The sequence below is a fragment of the Halomonas sp. C10-5 genome (assembly GCF_057169305.1).
This window is the reverse complement of the sequence record NZ_CP175665.1, coordinates 2,999,530-3,017,299: the sequence shown is the minus strand read 5'-3', so window position 1 is coordinate 3,017,299 and position 17,770 is coordinate 2,999,530. Positions and strand designations below refer to the sequence as shown.

Here is a 17,770-nt window from a genome sequence, read left to right as displayed (position 1 = left end):
ACCTCGCGCTCCTGCGTCGTTTCGGGGCTCGGATGCCGGGCTTCAGGGGGGTGGAAGGCGCGACAGCCGCTCCAGCAGATGGTCCAGCTCGCCCACCTCGCGTTCCCACAGCTCGGGCGGTACCGGGCCGATGGCCAGCAGCTCAACCAGCACGCCGCGCACCTCCTTGGCTCGGGAGCGCTCGCGTCCCAGATTGTCGTTGAGGCGTTCGACCTGTATCGCCAGGCGCAGTGGGTCGTCGCGGTGGCTGACGCTACCCTCGGCCAGCAGCGAGAGGTGTACCCGGACGCGAGCGAGGCGCTCTTCGACGGTGTCGGTCGCGGCGCCCTCCTGCCGGGCGGCGTTGCGCCTGAAGTGGGCGCTGCGCAGGTCTTCAGAGAGCGCCGGACTCTCCGCGAGCGGCACCTCGCGCGGCTCGTTGCCGGCCAGGCTCTCGGCGTCCGCCGCCAAGTGAGCCTCGAGCAGGGGGCGCACTGCCTGCCAGGTGTCCACCTGGTCGGCCACCGCCAGCCGCTCGAGGCGCTCGCGCCGGGCGCGCACGATGCCGGACCAGCGTCGGCGCATGCCTTCGCTGCGGCGTCCGCCGGGAAGCGGCTCCAGCGCGGCGGCCTCGTCGATGGCCCGGGCCAGCACCTCGGCGTCTTCCGGTCGGGTGGGCTGCCAGCCATCCATGCGGTCGACAAGCGCCTGCATGGTGTCAAGGCGCTCCCTGTCGCGGCGCACGCGGTCATCCCGAGCCGCCTCGCGGCTGGCGAAGATGGTGTCACACAGGCCACGGAACTCGCGCCATAGCGCCTGCTCCTCACCCTTGGGGGCTCGGCCCAGTTCTCGCCAGCGACGCTGCAGCGTCTTGGCCTGCTCGGCACGCCTGGTCGCCGGCATCTCCTCTGCCGACAGCTGGCGTGCCTCCTCGACCAGCTCGCGCTTGGCCTCGGCGATGTCCCGGGCGCGCTGATCGATCAGTGCCTGGAGCCGGTGGCGGATGGCGCCGAAGCGGCGTCCGATGGCCTCCGCCTGGTCGCGGGGCACCGGCGACGCCCGGCGCCACTGGTCCCGGGCGCGATCGCGGATCTCGCGCAGGGCGTCCGGGTCGGCTTGCTGTGCGGGATGGTCGAGGAGTGTCTCGAGCTGTTCGCATAGGGCGATACGCGTCGCCAGGTTGTTGTCGCGCTCGGCGTCCAGGCGTGCCCGCCAGCCCGCCAGGCGCTCGTGGATGCGATCCGAGGCGGCGCGGAAGCGGGCCGACTGTTCGCGGTTGGCGGCGGCGTCGCCCAGTGACTTCCACTCCTTGACCAGCTGACGGTGGCGGCGATCCAGGGCGGCCTCCACGCTGGCCTCGTCGTCGGCCAGGGCCTCGATGCCGGCAACCAGCTGCTCGCGCTTGGGGCCGGCCACGAACCCCCGCCAGTCGCGCAGCTCGGCCAGTCGGGCGCCAAGGCGCTTGAAGCGTGCCTCCAGTGGGCGGAACCGGGCGCCATCGACTCGCTCGGCGAGTTGGCGCAGGCGCTGGTAAAGGCGGCTGGCGGGCTTGAAGGCGCCGCGCTCCAGCAGGCGCTCGAGCTCATCGAGCTGCTCCTCGAACTGCTCCGCCGATACCGCGTCAGTTGCCGGGGTGGTGGCGGGGCGGTGCTCGAGTCGCTGGCGGGCCCTGTCCAGCAGTGGCGTGGGGGCCAGGTCGTCGGGCCAGTCGATCGCCGTGAGCAACCCCTTGAGGCGCTCCTCGTCGTCATCCTCGAGGGCGCGTTGGAGTTCGCCGGCGCGCTGAGTGAGGCGCACCCAGGCGCCGCCGATCTCCTCGAAGCGGCTCAGGGCGGCGTCGTAGCGCCGGCGCAGGGCTTCATCGGTGACATGATGGTCGGCGAGCTCCTGCCAGCGGTGGGCCAGCAGTCGCTTCTGTGCGCGCAGGCTGTCGATATCCTGGGCCCCCAGCGTCTCGCTGCGCTCGAGTGCCTCGAGGCTCTCTTCCAGCGCCTCCACCAGGCTCTCGCTGGCCTGCTGGGCATCCTCGCGATGCTGGTAGGCGGCGGCATTGGCACGCTCCTGGGCCTCGTGATCCTCGATCACCTTGCGACAGCGCAGGCAGGCGTCGTGGTAGCGCCGCTCGAGGCTCGCCTCGGGGGTGTCCTCGAGCTGCTGCCATTCGCGCATCAGGTGGCGCAGGCGCCCGGCATAGAGGGGCTCCCAGGGAGCGGAGGCATGCCGTTCCAGTGCCCGCACCAGTGTTTCGCGGCGCTCCCGGGCGGCGGCCAGCTCGGCGGCATCGGCACGGCGGCGGTTGAGTCGCTCGCGGGCCTGGCGCATCACCTGGCGGTCGCGTTTCGCCTCGCGCGCCAGCCGCGACAGGCCGGTGTCGCTGTCGACCCTGACCGCCGCGGCATGGCGTACCGCGGCGATGCCGTTGTCGCAGGCCTGGCGCACCAATGCCTCCTCGTCCTCGAGGCGCTCGATCGCCGCCAGGCGCAACTGCTGATTGTCGCCCTCGAAGGCGATCGTCTCGAGCAGCGCAGCATCCTCCAGCCGGCCGACCATGGCGACCCGCGCCGAGAGTTCAAGCTGGCCCTCCTTGCCGCAGATCAGCGCCGCTAGGCGTCGTTCGAGCTCCGGGGAGCGCGCCTCGTCATCGAGCAGGGCGATCAGCCCTTCGGGGTCTTCGAGCCGCGCAAGCGCCGCGGTGCGCACGGCCGGGTCGACATCCGCTGCCAGCCGTTCCAGGGCACGACGCTGGTCCTCGCGGGAAGGATCGAGGCGCTCGATGGCCTGGCGCCGCACGCCGGGGTCGGGGTGCTGCCAGCGGGGGGCGAAGAGGCGGCGGAAGAGTCCGGACATTGGGTATCCTGGGGTGGGCGGCGCGGCATGCCGCGGTAATCTCGCCCGTAGTGTTGTTGGTCAAGCGTGTTCCCGCTATCTAAGCATGCGCTGCGCCTGGGGAAAAGTCCGGTCCACGGAGTGTCTGTGGTCGGATGGCGACACTGACAGTCGGCGCGTGTCGCGCGTATGATGGAGTTGCAGGGGAGGTGTGAGTCGCTTAGCTTTGACTCTAACTCTCATCACAGCGATCTGGAGTTCGGCAATGAGCCTCAAACTGGACAGGGAAAGCGCGGCCTTCACCTTCAAGGGGGGCATGTTGCCAATGACGGTCATGGAACTGGCCAGTGCCGATCCCGAGCAGATTCGCGATCAACTCGCCGGCAAGATGAGCCAGTCACCAGCCTTCTTCCAGCATACGCCGGTGGTGCTCAGCGTGGAGAAGCTCGACGAGCCTCATCTCGCACTGGAGCGTATCTGCGCCGTTTGTCGCAGCCACAAGCTGCTGCCCGTGGCCGTGCGTGGCGGTGCCGATCCGGTCAAGCAGTCTGCCTGGGCCCTGGGCCTGGGCTGGTTCCCGCCCCAGGAGAGCGGCCGAGCGCGTCCGCTGGAGAGTGTCACCGCCGGTGACGCCATGGAAGACGAAGAGTCGGTCGATCTGGCGGTGCCGCCGGGCGTCGCCAGCGGAGGCCGCATCTTCCGCGGGACGGTACGTTCCGGGCAGCAGATTACCTCGCCCAGCGGTGATCTGGTGGTGGTCGGTGCCGTGAATGCCGGCGCCGAGGTGCTCGCCGCGGGCAGTGTGCATGTCTACGGCGCGCTGCGTGGCCGCGCTCTGGCCGGGATCCATGGTGATCCCCAGGCCAGCATCTTCTGCCGTGAGCTCCACGCCGAACTGCTCTCGGTGGCCGGCAACTACAAACGCCTCGAGGACATCGACCGACGGTTGCTGGGCACCCCGGTGCAGGTACGCCTCGACGGGGATCAGCTGGGCATTACCTCGCTCGCCTGAGCGACATGCCCGTCGATAGCCCGATCCATTTCAACGACACGACAGGAAGCGACTCTTGGCCAAGATCATCGTTGTGACCTCCGGCAAGGGAGGCGTCGGCAAGACAACCAGTGCGGCAGCCATTGCCACCGGCCTGGCACTGCGCGGCAACAAGACCGTGGTCATCGACTTCGACGTCGGACTGCGTAACCTGGACCTGATCATGGGCTGCGAGCGGCGCGTGGTCTACGACCTGGTGAACGTCATCCAGGGAGAGGCGGGCCTGAGCCAGGCACTGATCCGCGACAAGCGCGTGGACAACCTGCATATCCTCCCGGCCTCCCAGACCCGCGACAAGGATGCCCTGACCCTGGAAGGGGTCGAGAAGGTACTCGATACCCTGAGCAAGGACTTCGACTACATCCTCTGCGACTCCCCGGCAGGCATCGAGCGTGGCGCCCAGCTGGCCATGTACTTCGCCGACGAGGCGATCGTGGTCACCAACCCCGAGGTCTCCTCGGTGCGCGACTCCGACCGCATCCTCGGCCTGCTGGCCTCCAAGACCCGCCGCGCCGAGCGCGGCGAGGATGAGATCAAGCAGCACCTGCTGATCACCCGCTACAATGCCATGCGGGTCGACACCGGCGACATGCTCAACCTCGAGGATATCCGGGAGATCCTGGCCATCGACCTGATCGGCCTGATCCCGGAGTCCGAGGCGGTACTGCGTGCGTCCAACCAGGGGGTGCCGGTGACCCACGACAACGATAGCGATGCCGGCCAGGCTTACGCCGATACCGTGTCGCGTCTGCTCGGCGAGGAGGTGCCCCTGCGCTTCCACGAGTACCAGAAGAAGAGTCTGCTGAGCCGCATGTTCGGAGGAGGTCGTCGTTGAAACTGCTTGAATTCCTGAAGCGAGAACGCAAGAAGTCCGCGTCGGTCGCCAAGGAGCGGCTGCAGATCATCGTGGCTCACCAGCGCAGCCAGCGGGGGCAGCCCGATTACATGCCGATGCTCGAGCGCGAGCTGCTGGAGGTGATACGTCGCTACGTCCAGGTGGACGACGATGCCATCAACATCAGCCTCGACAGCGAGGACAACTGCTCCGTGCTGGAGCTCAACGTGACCCTGCCCAAGGGCTCGCCGGGTTGAGCCAGCGCCCCTGAAGCCTGGTGGCCGCGATAGCCCTGCGGGCTGAGCCAGGCTGGCTGAGCGCGCCGCGGGGCTGTGCTAGGCTGTGGCCTCCATGCTGAATCGCCGGAGAGACCTTGCCCATGGCGCCGCCTGACGCCCCGCAGACCTTCCTGTGGCACGACTACGAGACCTTCGGTGCCGATCCCCGGCGCGACCGGCCCTCCCAGTTCGCCGCTATCCGCACCGATGCCGAGTTCAACGAGATCGGTGAGCCGGTCACCTGGTACTGCCGGCCGGCCGACGATTTCCTGCCCCATCCCCAGGCCTGCCTGGTCACCGGCATCACCCCCCAGCAGGCGCGGCGCCGCGGGGTGCCCGAGGCGCAGTTCGCCGGGCAGATCGAGGCGCTGATGAGCGTGCCGGGCACCTGCTCGGTGGGCTACAACAGCGTGCGCTTCGATGACGAGATCAGCCGCCACCTCTTCTACCGCAACCTCCTTGACCCCTACGCCCGGGAGTGGCAGAACGGCAACTCCCGCTGGGACCTGATCGACGTGGTTCGCGCCTTCCATGCGCTGCGCCCCGAAGGGCTCGAGTGGCCGCGCCGCGGGGATGGCGCCCCCAGCTTCCGCCTTGAGGACCTCACCGCCGCCAACGGCATCGAGCACGCCGGGGCCCACGATGCCCTGGCCGATGTGCGCGCCACCATCGCCCTGGCCCGGCGCCTGCGCGAGGTAAACGCCAATCTCTTCGACCACCTCCTCGGGATGCGCGGCAAGCGCGCCGTGGGCAAGTTGCTCGATGTGCCCGGGCGCAAGCCGCTGCTGCATATCTCGCGGCGTTACCCGGCCAGTCGCGGCTGCGCCGCCCTGGTGGTGCCGCTGGCCGAGCACCCCACCAACCCCAACGGGGTGATCGTGTACGACCTCTCGGTGGATCCAACGCCGCTCTTCGAGCTCTCCGCCGAGCAGATTCGCCAGCGGGTCTTCGTCAGCAACGACGACCTCGCCGAGGGTACTGAGCGCATTCCGCTCAAGGTGATTCATATCAACAAGTGCCCAGTGCTCTTCCCGGCCGGCGCCCTCAAGGACGTGGCGGGGGAGCGCAAGGGACAGTACGGCGAGATCGTCGAGCGCCTGGGCCTGGACATGGCGGCCTGTCGTGACCACTGGAAGCGCCTGGCCGGCCACCCCGAGGTGGCCTCCCGGGCCGCCGAGGTGTTCGCCGAGCCGCCCCCGGTGGGGCCGGGAGATCCCGACCTGATGCTCTACTCGGGGGGCTTCTTCTCGCCGGCGGATCGCCAGCAGATGCAGCGGGTGCGGGATACCGATCCCTGGGACCTGGTGGGGGCCACTTTTGCCTTCCAGGACCCGCGCCTGGAGGAGATGCTGTTCCGTTACCGGGCGCGCAGCTTCCCCGAGACGCTGGAGGGCGACGAGCTCGCCCGGTGGGAGGCCGACCGCTGGGCGCGCATGAATGACGCCGAGGTGGCGAGCCTGACCCTCAAGGGCTTTGCCCGGGAGATCGAGCGACTCAACCAGGTCGAGCTGACCGATCGTGATCGCCAGGTCCTCGAGGAGCTGGTCATGCACGTCGAAGCCATACTGCCGCCTCAGGCCTTCGACGCGGACTGACTCCCTGCGCCAACGAGCCGGGGCAGGCCCTTGCGGTCCTGCCCCGGCGCATCTCACTCCTGGCGTCTCACGCCTCAGCCTTCATCGTGTTTTGGCAGCGGCGCCAGGTGCTTGGTCAGTGCCAGCACATCGTCGGGCTCGTCGCCCGGGTCGAAGGCGACCGCCACCGTCGGCGCGTCGCGCAGCGCCTGCCAGGCCTGGCGCAGCTCGTCGGGGCTCACCGCGAGCACCCGCTCGGCCAGCCGCTCGCGGCGATCGAAGTCGGTGTCACCGTAAGCCAGGGCCCGCCACAGGCGGTCGGTGCGGCCCCCCAGGCTGGTGTCGCGTCGGGTCAGCTCGGCGTGCACCGCTTGGCGATAGGCGGCCAGGTCATCCTCCTCGAGCGTCGCCAGGGTCGCCTCGAAGTCGTCGAGGAAGGCGTCGACGTGCTCGCCGATCGCCTCGCTCCCGGTCTCGGGTGACTGCACCATCAGGGCGAGCCCCGGGGCATCCAGCATCGGCGAGTAGCCGGCGTTGACCACGTAGCCGAGCTGCTGCTCGGTGCGCAGGCGCTGGTAGAAGGGCGTGTCGATCAACTGCCCCAGCACCGCCAGACGCGCCTGGCTCGAGAGCGAGCGGTCCGGGCCCTGCAGGTAGCGCAGCAGTATCGATTCTTCGCGACTGGTGTGCGGGGTCAGGGTGGGCAGCTCCGAGGAGGCATCCAGGGGCACCAGCTCGGGAATCGCATCGGCGGAGAGCGTCGGGGCGAGGGTCTCGGCCACCCGGCGCGCGATGGTGTCTGCCTGCTCGGCGTCGAGGTTGCCCACCGCCATGGCTTCCAGACGCAGCTCGCCGAGGAAGGCATCGCGGAAGTCGCGCAGGTCCTCGGTCGTCAGGCCCTCGCTTTCCTCGAGCAATGCCGCGCTGGGCCACTGGGGACGCACCAGGGCCTCGGCCAGGGTGCGGTTGGCCTGGCGGTGCAGCGGGTCCTGGGGGGCATTGCGCCACTCGCGCTGCAGGCGGTAGCGCACTCGCTCGAAGGTGGCCGGGGCGATCTCGCCCTCCTGCAGCTGCTCGATCACCCGCTCCATCACCACCTCCTGGCGGTCGCGCCAGCCGGAGAAGGCCAGGGTGATGCCCCGGGCGTGGGCATAGGCATCGACCCCCTGGCCGGCCAGCCGTGCCGGGTAGAGCGCCTCGTTCAGGCTATCCTCCAGCCAGCCGGCCAGCAGTCGGGCCAGCACCGCGGCGCGGGGCGCCTCGGCGGCACGCGGGTGCTGCAGGCTGAAACGCCACTCCGCCTTGGGCGTGTCGAAGCTGGCGTCGGCCATGTGCCAGAAGGCGAAGGCGGGCTCGTCGATCCGCTGCCTCGGGCGCTCGTCCTGGGCGTCGAGCAGCGTGAGGTCCTCGGCGATATAGGGGTTGGGCTCGGGCAGCGCCAGCTCGTCGAGGAGCCTGCCGTCGGTGCTGTGCGTATCGTCACGCCAGGGGGCGTTGAACCAGGGCGAGGTCTGCTCGCCCTCGACGTCCGGGGCGCTGTAGAGGCGGATCAGGTTGTCGGGGGTGAGGGCGGCCAGGTAGCCGCGGGTACGCTCGCGGTCGAAGCCGTCCATGCGGTAGTCGGCATACTGCACATCCTCCACCGGGAAGCGCGCCAGGTTCATGGCCAGGCGCATGGCGTCCTGCAGGGGCGAGCCGTGCTGCTGGAACTGGAAGCTCTGCTCGGCCAGGCGCGCCTGCTGCTCATAGCGCCACGCCTCGGGGCCGGCCTCGCGGATCGTCTCGATGGCGGCGAACAGGCTGTCCTCGATGGCGTCGCGCTGCTCGGCGCCCTCCGGGGTCAGGCTGAGGCTGACGGTGAACAGGGCATGCCGGCCATCGCCCCGGGAGACCCCGGCGGAGAGACCGTCGGCCCAGCCCGCCTCGCGCAGGGCGGCGAGCAGGCTGCCCTCGCCCTCATGTCCCAGCAGGTGGGCGATCAGGTCGGCGGGCTTGTGGCGGTACTCGGCGACGGGGTCGGGTACCGGGAAGAAGAAGCGCAGCTGGCGGCTGTCGCGCAGTGACTGCACGGCGACCCGCCGGGGCAGCGACTCCGGCAGGGCCAGCGGGGTGGCTATCTCGGGGCGCTCGAGGCCGCGATCGGGCACCGTGGCGAAGCGCTCGGCGAACAGCTTTTCCAGCTCGTCCAAGGGCTGGGGGGCCACCACCGCCAGATGCATGACATTGGGGCCATAGTACGACTCGTAGAAGTCGATGACGCGCTCACGCAGGTCGGGTTCGCCCTCGGGGCGGTCGGCCAGGGTCTCGCGGCTGCCGACCGAGAAGCCGGTAAAGGGGTGTTCCGGGTTCAGCACGCGGTCGAGCACGTCGTTCTCGCGTCGCCCCTCGTCGCGGATGCGTGCCATGTACTCGGAATGCACCACGTTGCGCTCGCTCTCCAGGCGGTCGGCGTTGAACAGCGGGGCGATGAAGAACTGGCTGAAGCGGTCCAGGGCGCCCTCCAGGGCGTCCGGCTCGATATCGAAGAAGTAGTTGGTGTCCTGGGGCGCGGTGAAGGCGTTGTGGCTGCCGCCGTGGCGGGTCAGGTAGCCCTGGTAGGCGTCCGCCTCGGGGTAGGACTCGGTGCCCAGAAACAGCATGTGCTCGAGGAAGTGGGCGAGGCCGGCCAGGTCCTCGGGATCCTGGGCGCTGCCCACCGAGACGTTGAGGGATACCGCCGCCTTGTCGGCCTCGGGGTCGCTGACCAGCAGGGCGGTGAGGCCATTCTCCAGGGTCACCACACGATAGTCGCGCTCGTCGTGGGGGCTGACGCGGGGCGTGGTGGCATCGGCCACCTCGTCGATGCTCTCGGCCCGGGTCGGGGCGGCGAGCGCCAGCAGGGCGAGCAGGCAAAGGGGCAGCAGCCGCATTAGCGGCGCGAGGGGCTGGGCGCGGGTCATCGTCTCTCCAGGGGGTTCTGGTGGCGTAGCATGGGGCCTACCGGATGGGCGCAGGCCGCCTCCTGGTTCGCCGGGTTGTTCACACGTCTTGATACCGGGAAAGCGCCGAGGAGTTCCCGTGGTGCCGCGGCCAGCAGGGCCTGGGCGCTCTCGACCGGCGTCTGCGGGTCGAGCCAGCGTCGTGCGTCATCGGAAGGGATGACCGCCGGCAGGCGGTCGCCGAGCGGCGCCAGCAGGGCGTTGGTCGGCACCGTGATCAGCGCCAGGGAATCGGTGTGCTCGGCGAGGCTGGTGTGGAAGCGGCACCAGAGGGCGGCCAGCAGCAGCGGGCCGCGGTCGACCCGGGTGACCAGGAAGGGTTGCTTGGCGCGCGGCTGGGATTTCCAGACATAGATACCGGTGGCCGGAACCAGGCAGCGCCGGGCCTGGAAGGCATCGCGAAACATGCGGCGCTCGGCCAGCGACTCCGCCCGTGCGCAGTGGGGGGCGTGGTCCAGTACCGTGAGCCAGGGCGGCGTCAGCCCCCAGAACAGCCGTACCAGGTGCAGCCGGCCGGCCTCCAGGCGAATGCCCGAGAGCATGCGGCGGGGTGCCAGGTTGGCACTGGTCACCTGGGGCATGTCCATCACCAGGTCGGGCAGCAGCTGGCTGAAGTCGATCGGTGCGATATGCAGTCGGCCGGCCATGGGAGCTCCGGGTCTGGGTGCGTCAGGGTAACACAGCTATCGAAAACAGTGTTCGATGTGCGCTATCCTTGGGGTCCTTCACGCAACTGCCCGCTCCGGCTCGCGAGGAACTCGATGGCTCGTCCCAGACAGCATGCTCCCGAGGCACTTCATGCCCAGGTCATGGCGGCGTGCGACGCCTGGTTGCAGGACAATCCGGTACACAGCCTGTCCCTGCGTGCCCTGGCGCGCGAGGTGGGGTGCGCTCCCAGCACCCTGCTCAAGCTCTATGGCAGCTTTCATAACCTGCTGCAGCACGTCAATATCGAGACCCTCGGCCACCTGCGCGAGGTGATCGAGCCGCTGACCAGCCAGGCCACCCCGGAGGAGCGGCTGCGTGCCCTGGCTCGTGCCTACTGGCAGTTTGCCCAGCGCGAGGCCTACCGCTGGCAGCTGCTGTTCGACTTCCCGCTGGCCCAGGAAGGTGAGCTGGATCAGCGTCAGACCGAGATGATCGAGGCGCTCTTCCGCCGTGTCGAGGCCACCCTCAAGGAGTATCAGCCGGCCCTCGATGACCTCGAGGCGCGCCGCCTGGGGCGCACCCTGTGGGGCAGCGTGCATGGCCTGGTGCTGCTGGGCCTCAACGAGCGCCTGGGCTACTGGCAGGGCCAGCAGCTGGAGGTGGGTGAGCTGCTCGACCAGCTGCTGGGAACCATCCTCGCCGGCCTGCGAGCCAGGTAGGAGGTCCGTTGACGGCGCTGATCTGGTCCCTGGTCGCCTGTGTGGCACTGTGGTTCGCCTGGCGGGTCAAGCAGGCGCCGCGCCCGGCGGTCCGCCTGCTGGTCTACCTGCTGGTTCGCCTGGTCTACCGGCTGCGCCGGGTGGGGGTCGAGCATCTGCCCAGGCGCGGGGCCGCCCTGGTGGTATGCAATCACGTCAGCTTCATGGATGCGCTGGTGATGGGGGGCGCCAGCCCGCGGCCTTTGCGTTTCCTGATGGACAAGCCGATCTATGACTCACCCTGGCTCAACTGGCTGTTCCGCCTGGTGGGTGCAATTCCCGTGGAGTCGGAGCGCTGCGACACGGGTAGCCTGCGCCGAGCGCTGGATGAGGTGAGTCGTGCGCTGCGCGATGGTGAGGTGGTGATGCTGTTTCCCGAGGGGCGGCTGACACGGGATGGCGAGGTGCAGGAGTTTCGCCGTGGCCTTGAGCTGATCCTCGCCCGTGACCCGGTGCCGGTGATTCCGGCGGGCCTCTCCGGGTTGTGGGGATCGTGGACCTCCCACTGCCACGGCCGCGCCCTGAGCGGGCGACCACGCCGCTTCCGCGCCCGGGTGATGTTGCGGCTCGGCGAGCCGCTCTCGCCGGGTGCGGCCACCCGGCGCCACCTGCAGGCCCGGGTAAGCGAGCTCAAGTGCGAAGGGGATGCCTGGACCCAGCCGCTAGCCGAACAGCAGGTCCAGCGGCACTGAGCCTGGGCTCCCGGCTCAGCGCCGTCGTGGTGCCGGCCAGCAGCGGGCCTCGGTGATCAGGTTGTCGCGGACCTCCTGGATCTCCATGCGTACGCCACCCACCTGCAGCGAGACGGGGCCCTCCGGAAACGCCTCCAGGTGCTCGAGGATCAGGCCGTTGAGCGTCTTGGGGCCATCGGTGGGCAGCTGCCAGCCCAGCGACTTGTTGACGTCGCGGATATTGGCGGTGCCCTCGATCACCACGCTGCCGTCCTCCTGGCGATGGATCTCCTCCTCCATGCCCGCCACGTCGGTGGTGAACTCGCCGACGATCTCCTCGAGGATGTCCTCCAGCGTCACCAGCCCCTCCACATCGCCATACTCGTCCACCACGATGCCGATGCGGCGTTTCTGCTTCTGGAAGTTGAGCAACTGGGTGTGCAGCGGGGTGGATTCGGGAATGAAGTAGGGTTCCCGTGCCTCCTGGACGATGGCCGCCTTGGTCACCTCGCTGCGGGACAGGAAGCGTGCCGCGTTGCGCAGGTGCAGCATGCCGATGATGTTGTTGATGTCCCCCTTGTAGACCGGCAGCCGGGTGTGCTGGCTGGTGCGGATCTGGGTGAGGATCTCCTCGAGCCCGTCGTCGAGGTTGATGCCGACCACCTCATGGCGCGGGACCATGATGTCGTTCACGGTGACGTTCTCGAGGTCGAGGATCGAGAGCAGCATCGTCTGGTGGCGCTGGGGGATCAGGGTCCCCGCCTCATGGACCACGGTGCGCAGCTCGTCGCGGGTCAGGTTGTCGCCGTCGCCATCGATGTTGCGCACGCCGATCAGGCGCAGCAGGCCATTGGAGATTACGTTGACCAGCCATACCAGCGGATAGAGCAACTTGAGCAGCGGTTCGAGGACCAGCGAGGCGGGGAAGGCGATGCGCTCCGGCTTCACTGCCGCATAGGTCTTCGGGGTGACCTCGGCGAAGATCAGGATGGTGATGGTCAGTACGGCGGTGGCCACGGCCGGGCCGGTGACGTCGCCGAGGAAGTGAATGGCGATGATGGTGGCGATTGAGGCTGCCAGGTTGTTGACGAAGTTGTTGCCGATCAGGATCACGCCGATCAGCCGGTCGGGGCGCGACAGCAGTCGGGCGACCCGCTGGGCGCGCGCCTCGCCGCTGTTGACCCGGTGGCTGAGGCGGTAGCGGTTGATCGACATCATGCCGGTCTCGGAGCTCGAGAAGAAGGCAGACAGGCAGATAAGCAGGAACAGCAGGCCGAACAGCAATCCCAGTGGGAAGTCGTCGCTCAAGTCGAAGGGTCCTCGGTCGCGGGTCAGGCTCGATTTGACGGGAGGTGGGCGCGCGGTGTCAAGGCGGCGGGAGGCCCGCTCAGCCGCGGCTGAGCAACACTTCCAACACGAAGCGGCTGCCGAAGTAGGCCACCAGCAGTACCGCGCAGCCTCCCAGGGTCCAGCGCACGGCACGCATGCCGCGCCAGCCCAGCCGGTGATGGCTGAACAGCAGTATCGCGAAGATCACCCAGGCGGCCAGGGAGAGGATCGTCTTGTGGGCGAGGTGCTGGGCGAACATGTTGTCGAGGAACGCGAAGCCGCTGATGATCGCCAGGGTCAGCATGCCCATGCCGGCCCAGATCAGTTCGAAGAGCAGGCGCTCCATGGAGGTGAGCGGGGGGAGGGCCTGGACGATGCCGCGGATCTGGTGATGGCGCAGGGCGTGATTCTGCAGGCCCAGCAGCACGGCCTGCACGGCGGCAATGGCGAGTATCGCAAACCCCAGCAGGGAGCTGATGGCGTGGAGTGTCACGCCGAGTGGCAGGTCCTCGGAGGGCGGTGCCGCCGGTACCGTTGCGGCCAGCAACAGCGCGATTCCCGCCAGCGGCAGGATGCCCGTCGCGGCATCCAGTACCGGCTTGAGCAGGCTGATTGCCAGCAGCATCGCCACCACCATGGCGCTGATCAGCACCATGCTGGCATAGAGCCCCGGCAGCACCTGGACGTCATGTCCGAACAGGCCGACGACCAGGGGCAGGTGGCACAGCAGGCCGAGCAATGCCAGGCCGCGCACCAGCATCGGCTGCGGTGCGACCCGTCGAGCCAGGGTCAACCCCTGCCAGGAGGCGGCGGCGATGTAGAGGAGGAAGGCCATTATGGCCAGGGCGAGCGCCTGCATGGGTTGCGATCCGTGCGCCTGTGGAAGTGAACAGCATAAGGGTGACTAGCGTGCGGCTACTATACCCAATCCCCTGCCTGCCGCACAGGCCGTGGCCTGCGGCGCCTCGTCCCGGGGCGCGAAGCCAGGTGCATGGAGAGTCGCGCCCACAGCGCGTATAATCGCCCGCAACCTTCAGGCCATCGCACATGTGGAGAGGCCAATGTTCCAGAATCTCAGTGAGCGCCTGTCGCAGACGCTCAAGTCGATCAAGGGTCAGGCGCGCCTGACCGAAGACAACGTCAAGGATACCCTGCGCGAGGTGCGCCGGGCACTGCTCGAAGCCGACGTCGCCCTGCCGGTGGTCAAGGACTTCATCGAGCGGGTGCGCGAGCGCGCCGTGGGTCAGGAGGTCTCGAAGAGCCTCTCGCCCGGCCAGCAGTTCGTCAAGATCGTCCAGCAGGAGCTCGAGGCGACCATGGGCGAGGCCAATGAGGGTCTGACGCTCAAGGGCTCGCCGGCGGTGGTCCTGATGGCCGGCCTGCAGGGTGCGGGCAAGACCACCTCGGTGGCCAAGCTGGCGCGCTACCTGCGCGAGCGCGAGAAGAAGAAGGTGCTGGTGGTTTCCGCCGACGTCTATCGCCCGGCGGCCATCGATCAGCTCGAGACCCTGGCGAAGGAGGTCGAGGTCGACTTCTTCCCGTCGCGTTCCGACCAGAAACCTGTCGATATCGCCGAGGCGGCGATCCGGCACGCCAAGATCCAGTTCCATGACGTGGTGCTGGTGGATACCGCCGGTCGCCTGGCCATCGACGAGGCGATGATGGCGGAGATCCAGGCGCTGCACAAAGCCGTCTCGCCCCAGGAGACGCTGTTCGTCGTCGACGCCATGACCGGTCAGGACGCCGCCAACACCGCTAAGGCCTTCCACGAGGCCCTGCCGCTGACCGGCGTCATCCTGACCAAGGCCGACGGCGACGCCCGCGGCGGCGCCGCGCTCTCGGTGCGCCATATCACCGGCAAGCCGATCAAGTTCATGGGCGTGGGCGAGAAGGTCGACGCCCTGGAGCCCTTCCACCCGGACCGTGTCGCCTCGCGGATCCTCGGCATGGGCGACGTGCTGTCGCTGATCGAGGAAGCCGAGCGCACCGTCGACAAGGGCAAGGCCGAGAAGCTGGCCAAGAAGGTCAAGAAGGGCCAGGGCTTCGACCTCGAGGACTTCCGCGACCAGCTCCAGCAGCTCAAGAAGATGGGCGGCATGGGCGGCCTGCTGGGCAAGCTGCCGGGCATGGGGCAGATGGCCGAGATGGCTCAGGGCCCCGGCCCCGAGAAGGAGATGGGCAAGCTCGAGGCACTGATCAACTCCATGACTCCCCAGGAGCGCCGCAAGCCCGAGATCATCAACGGTTCGCGCAAGCGGCGCATCGCCGCCGGCGCCGGCCTGCAGGTGCCCGACCTGAATCGCCTGCTCAAGCAGCACAAGCAGATGCAGAAGATGATGAAGAAGGCGGGCAAGAAGGGCGGCATGCAGAACATGATGCGCGGCATGTCCGGCATGATGGGTGGCGGCGGCCTGGGAGGCCCCGGTGGCATGGGCGGAATGGGTGGCCCGGGCGGCAAGCCCTGGCGATAAGCCCGAAAAAGGTTCCCAAGCGGGGCTGTTTTCCGTAGAATGCTGCGTCTTCACTGGCAGGACCGCGAATGGCGCGGTCATCGTCGTGACCGAATCCAACTCAACCGAAGGACTGACTAGGCCATGGTTACCATTCGTCTGGCTCGTGGTGGCGCCAAGAAGCGTCCCTTCTACCACCTGACCGTTACCGATTCCCGCAACGCCCGCGACGGCCGCTTCATCGAGCGTCTCGGCTTCTTCAACCCGGTCGCCCGCGGCCAGGAAGAGCGTCTGCGGATCGACCTCGACCGTATTGCCCACTGGCAGAGCCAGGGTGCCCAGCTCTCCGGCCGCGTCGCCGAGCTGGTCAAGGAAGCTCGCAAGCAGGCCTGAGGCCTGATGCGATGGTTATCTCGGTTCCGAGGTCGTCGATGAGCGAATCCGCCAAGGCTCAGCCCGCCGACGATCATGTGGTGCTGGGAAAGCTGACCAGCCCCTATGGCGTGAAGGGCTGGCTCAGGGTGTACTCGTACACCAGCCCCATGGAGGGCATCCTCGACTACTCCGAGTGGGTAGTGCGTCACGATGAGACGCTCGAGCGTCGCCGCCTGGTGCAGGGGCGCCGCCATGGCAAGAGCCTGGTGGCCCGGCTGGAGGGGTGTGATAGCCGCGAGGCCGCCGAAGCGCTGGCCGGTGCGGAGATCGTGATGCCCAAGGCCGAGTTGCCCGAACTGACCGGCGACGACTTCTACTGGCACGAACTGGAAGGCCTGCGGGTCGTGACCCGCGAGGGCAGCGTGCTGGGACGCATCGACCACCTCTTCGAGACCGGCGCCAACGACGTCATGGTCGTGAAGGGGAGTCTCGAGGCGGACGCCATCGACGCCCGCGAGCGGCTGCTGCCGTTCCTGCCCGAGGAGGTGATCCTCGAGGTCGACCTCGATGCTGGCGTGATGACTGTCGACTGGGATCCCGAATTTTGACGGAATCCGAACCGACCCCGGTCGAGTCGGTGCCCGACATGTGGATCGGCGTCGTCTCGCTGTTTCCGGAGATGTTCGAGGCGATAACCCGCCACGGCGTCACCGGTCGGGCAGTGGACAACGGACGTATCGCGCTGGAGATCTGGAACCCGCGCGACTACGCCAGCGACCGGCATCGCACCGTCGACGACCGCCCCTACGGTGGCGGGCCGGGGATGCTGATGAAGGTCGATACCTTGCGCGCGGCGATCCACGCCGCCAGGGCCAGGGCCGAGCAGGCCACCGGGCAGCGTCCCAGGGTGATCTATCTTTCGCCCCAGGGTCGGCGGCTCGACCAGGCCGGCGCGCAGGAACTGGCTGCCGGACCACCCTTGGTGGTGGTGGCCGGGCGTTACGAAGGCATCGATGAACGCGTGGTGGAGAGCGACATCGATGAGGAGTGGTCGATCGGCGACTACGTGCTGAGTGGCGGCGAGCTGCCGGCCATGGTGCTGATCGATGCCGCGGCAAGGCTGGTGCCCGGAGTGCTGGGCCATCAGGATTCCGCGGTCGAGGACTCCTTCAACGACGGGCTGCTGGACTGCCCGCACTACACCCGCCCGGAGGTGATCGACGGGCGGCAGGTGCCGGAAGTCCTGCTCAGCGGCAATCACGGCGCCATCCGGCGCTGGCGGCTGAAGCAGTCCCTGGGGCGTACCTGGCAGCGGCGTCCCGACCTGCTGGAAGGCAGGGAGTTGAGCAAGGAGCAGCGCGAGCTGCTTCGGGAGTACCTCGAGGAACACGCGCTGCTCGCCAGATAGGGCAGGGCGGAGGTGCGGGACACCCGAGCCGCCGAGCTCGTGGCCCCGCGTCACCCATTATCTCCCGCGCTCTCGAGTTCGTTCGAGCGCCGGGATCACGATTCACCGGCAAGCCAAGCGACCGCTGAATCAAGTTATCAAGGAGTCATTGTCATGAGCAGCAAGAACAAGGTGATCCAGGCGCTCGAAGCCGAGCAGATGAGCAAGGAAGTTCCGGCCTTCGCCCCCGGCGACACCGTCGTCGTCCAGGTCAAGGTCAAGGAAGGCAACCGCGAGCGTCTCCAGGCCTTCGAAGGCGTGGTGATCGGCAAGCGCAACCGCGGCCTGAACTCCGCCTTCACCGTGCGCAAGATCTCCCACGGTGTCGGCGTCGAGCGTACCTTCCAGACCTACAGCCCGCTGGTCGACTCCATCAGCGTCAAGCGTCGTGGCGACGTGCGCCAGGCCAAGCTCTACTACCTCCGCGAGCGCAGCGGCAAGTCCGCTCGCATCAAGGAAAAGCTGGTCTGAGGCCGAGCCCTCGCAGCCCTCGAGCCGGGGCCCAGCCCCGGCTCGACCGAGAAACCCCGTCACCGCACCCGCGGGGCGGGGTTTCCTTGCATCCGGGGGC

At 68.4% G+C, this 17,770-nt stretch carries 16 protein-coding genes; 11 read left to right on the top strand and 5 right to left on the bottom strand.

All coding sequences use genetic code 11. The features are described from left to right. Positions 1-42 precede the first annotated feature (42 nt). On the bottom strand, positions 43-2,826 hold the full coding sequence (locus tag ACJ7IV_RS14050) for a DUF349 domain-containing protein (protein WP_483864907.1): 2,784 nt from the start codon (positions 2,824-2,826) through the stop codon (positions 43-45). Between the two features lie 244 nt (positions 2,827-3,070). On the opposite strand from ACJ7IV_RS14050, the gene minC reads away from it, so the two are divergent. The 4 genes from minC to sbcB all read left to right on the top strand — a co-directional run bounded on the left by minC (position 3,071) and on the right by sbcB (position 6,564). Next, on the top strand, positions 3,071-3,817 hold the full coding sequence (gene minC, locus ACJ7IV_RS14045) for a septum site-determining protein MinC (protein ID WP_483864906.1): 747 nt from the start codon (positions 3,071-3,073) through the stop codon (positions 3,815-3,817). A 55-nt stretch (positions 3,818-3,872) separates the two neighbouring features. Then, positions 3,873-4,691, top strand: coding sequence for a septum site-determining protein MinD (gene minD, locus ACJ7IV_RS14040; RefSeq protein ID WP_161429995.1), 819 nt, complete (start codon positions 3,873-3,875; stop codon positions 4,689-4,691). Beyond that, positions 4,688-4,948: a cell division topological specificity factor MinE gene (minE, locus tag ACJ7IV_RS14035; RefSeq protein ID WP_161429996.1), complete on the top strand. Its 261-nt coding sequence runs from the start codon at positions 4,688-4,690 to the stop codon at positions 4,946-4,948. Before minD ends, minE begins: the two co-directional genes overlap by 4 nt. 122 nt (positions 4,949-5,070) lie before the next feature. Then, positions 5,071-6,564, top strand: coding sequence for an exodeoxyribonuclease I (sbcB, locus tag ACJ7IV_RS14030; protein WP_483864905.1), 1,494 nt, complete (start codon positions 5,071-5,073; stop codon positions 6,562-6,564). Between the two features lie 74 nt (positions 6,565-6,638). Here sbcB and ACJ7IV_RS14025 read toward each other — a convergent pair whose 3' ends face one another. Both ACJ7IV_RS14025 and ACJ7IV_RS14020 read right to left on the bottom strand, forming a co-directional pair. Next, positions 6,639-9,482 carry an insulinase family protein gene (locus ACJ7IV_RS14025; protein ID WP_483864904.1) on the bottom strand — a complete coding sequence of 948 codons (2,844 nt, stop codon included), beginning with the start codon at positions 9,480-9,482 and terminating at the stop codon, positions 6,639-6,641. Continuing rightward, complete coding sequence (locus tag ACJ7IV_RS14020; RefSeq protein ID WP_483864903.1) at positions 9,479-10,168, bottom strand: SOS response-associated peptidase; 690 nt, start codon at positions 10,166-10,168, stop codon at positions 9,479-9,481. Before ACJ7IV_RS14020 ends, ACJ7IV_RS14025 begins: the two co-directional genes overlap by 4 nt. Positions 10,169-10,282: 114 nt before the next feature. Between ACJ7IV_RS14020 and ACJ7IV_RS14015 the strand changes: the two genes are divergently transcribed. Both ACJ7IV_RS14015 and ACJ7IV_RS14010 read left to right on the top strand, forming a co-directional pair. Next, a complete protein-coding gene (locus ACJ7IV_RS14015) occupies positions 10,283-10,888 on the top strand; it encodes a TetR/AcrR family transcriptional regulator (protein WP_161429999.1) in 606 nt (201 codons plus the stop codon). A gap of 8 nt (positions 10,889-10,896) precedes the next feature. After that, a complete protein-coding gene (locus ACJ7IV_RS14010) occupies positions 10,897-11,619 on the top strand; it encodes a 1-acyl-sn-glycerol-3-phosphate acyltransferase (protein WP_483864902.1) in 723 nt (240 codons plus the stop codon). Positions 11,620-11,634: 15 nt separating this feature from the next. Here ACJ7IV_RS14010 and ACJ7IV_RS14005 read toward each other — a convergent pair whose 3' ends face one another. Together ACJ7IV_RS14005 and ACJ7IV_RS14000 are read right to left on the bottom strand one after the other, a co-directional pair. Then, positions 11,635-12,906, bottom strand: coding sequence for an HlyC/CorC family transporter (locus ACJ7IV_RS14005; protein WP_483864901.1), 1,272 nt, complete (start codon positions 12,904-12,906; stop codon positions 11,635-11,637). A gap of 79 nt (positions 12,907-12,985) precedes the next feature. Then, entirely contained in the window at positions 12,986-13,786 is an 801-nt protein-coding gene (locus tag ACJ7IV_RS14000) for a cytochrome C assembly family protein (RefSeq protein ID WP_483864900.1), read from the bottom strand. A gap of 202 nt (positions 13,787-13,988) precedes the next feature. Between ACJ7IV_RS14000 and ffh the strand changes: the two genes are divergently transcribed. The 5 genes from ffh (at position 13,989) to rplS (ending at position 17,670) form a co-directional block, all read left to right on the top strand. Further along, positions 13,989-15,398 carry a signal recognition particle protein gene (gene ffh, locus ACJ7IV_RS13995; protein WP_483864899.1) on the top strand — a complete coding sequence of 470 codons (1,410 nt, stop codon included), beginning with the start codon at positions 13,989-13,991 and terminating at the stop codon, positions 15,396-15,398. A gap of 123 nt (positions 15,399-15,521) precedes the next feature. Then, on the top strand, positions 15,522-15,770 hold the full coding sequence (gene rpsP, locus ACJ7IV_RS13990) for a 30S ribosomal protein S16 (RefSeq protein ID WP_161430004.1): 249 nt from the start codon (positions 15,522-15,524) through the stop codon (positions 15,768-15,770). Positions 15,771-15,808: 38 nt separating this feature from the next. Then, the gene (rimM, locus tag ACJ7IV_RS13985; RefSeq protein WP_483864898.1) at positions 15,809-16,360 is read left to right on the top strand and encodes a ribosome maturation factor RimM; all 552 of its coding nucleotides are present in this window, start codon (positions 15,809-15,811) and stop codon (positions 16,358-16,360) included. 38 nt (positions 16,361-16,398) lie between these two features. Continuing rightward, the gene (gene trmD / locus ACJ7IV_RS13980) at positions 16,399-17,160 is read left to right on the top strand and encodes a tRNA (guanosine(37)-N1)-methyltransferase TrmD (protein WP_483866596.1); all 762 of its coding nucleotides are present in this window, start codon (positions 16,399-16,401) and stop codon (positions 17,158-17,160) included. A gap of 153 nt (positions 17,161-17,313) precedes the next feature. Continuing rightward, complete coding sequence (gene rplS / locus ACJ7IV_RS13975) at positions 17,314-17,670, top strand: 50S ribosomal protein L19 (RefSeq protein WP_483864897.1); 357 nt, start codon at positions 17,314-17,316, stop codon at positions 17,668-17,670. Positions 17,671-17,770 lie beyond the last annotated feature (100 nt).

Excerpts from the sequence above, each read along its gene's own strand:
- ACJ7IV_RS14050 (WP_483864907.1), bottom strand. The coding sequence starts at position 2,826 with ATGTCCGGACTCTTCCGCCGCCTCTTCGCCCCCCGCTGGCAGCACCCC.
- minC (WP_483864906.1), top strand. The coding sequence starts at position 3,071 with ATGAGCCTCAAACTGGACAGGGAAAGCGCGGCCTTCACCTTCAAGGGG.
- sbcB (WP_483864905.1), top strand. The coding sequence starts at position 5,071 with ATGGCGCCGCCTGACGCCCCGCAGACCTTCCTGTGGCACGACTACGAG.
- ACJ7IV_RS14025 (WP_483864904.1), bottom strand. The coding sequence starts at position 9,482 with ATGACCCGCGCCCAGCCCCTCGCGCCGCTAATGCGGCTGCTGCCCCTT.
- ACJ7IV_RS14020 (WP_483864903.1), bottom strand. The coding sequence starts at position 10,168 with ATGGCCGGCCGACTGCATATCGCACCGATCGACTTCAGCCAGCTGCTG.
- ACJ7IV_RS14015 (WP_161429999.1), top strand. The coding sequence starts at position 10,283 with ATGGCTCGTCCCAGACAGCATGCTCCCGAGGCACTTCATGCCCAGGTC.
- ACJ7IV_RS14000 (WP_483864900.1), bottom strand. The coding sequence starts at position 13,786 with ATGCAGGCGCTCGCCCTGGCCATAATGGCCTTCCTCCTCTACATCGCC.
- ffh (WP_483864899.1), top strand. The coding sequence starts at position 13,989 with ATGTTCCAGAATCTCAGTGAGCGCCTGTCGCAGACGCTCAAGTCGATC.
- rpsP (WP_161430004.1), top strand. The coding sequence starts at position 15,522 with ATGGTTACCATTCGTCTGGCTCGTGGTGGCGCCAAGAAGCGTCCCTTC.
- rimM (WP_483864898.1), top strand. The coding sequence starts at position 15,809 with ATGAGCGAATCCGCCAAGGCTCAGCCCGCCGACGATCATGTGGTGCTG.
- trmD (WP_483866596.1), top strand. The coding sequence starts at position 16,399 with ATGTGGATCGGCGTCGTCTCGCTGTTTCCGGAGATGTTCGAGGCGATA.
- rplS (WP_483864897.1), top strand. The coding sequence starts at position 17,314 with ATGAGCAGCAAGAACAAGGTGATCCAGGCGCTCGAAGCCGAGCAGATG.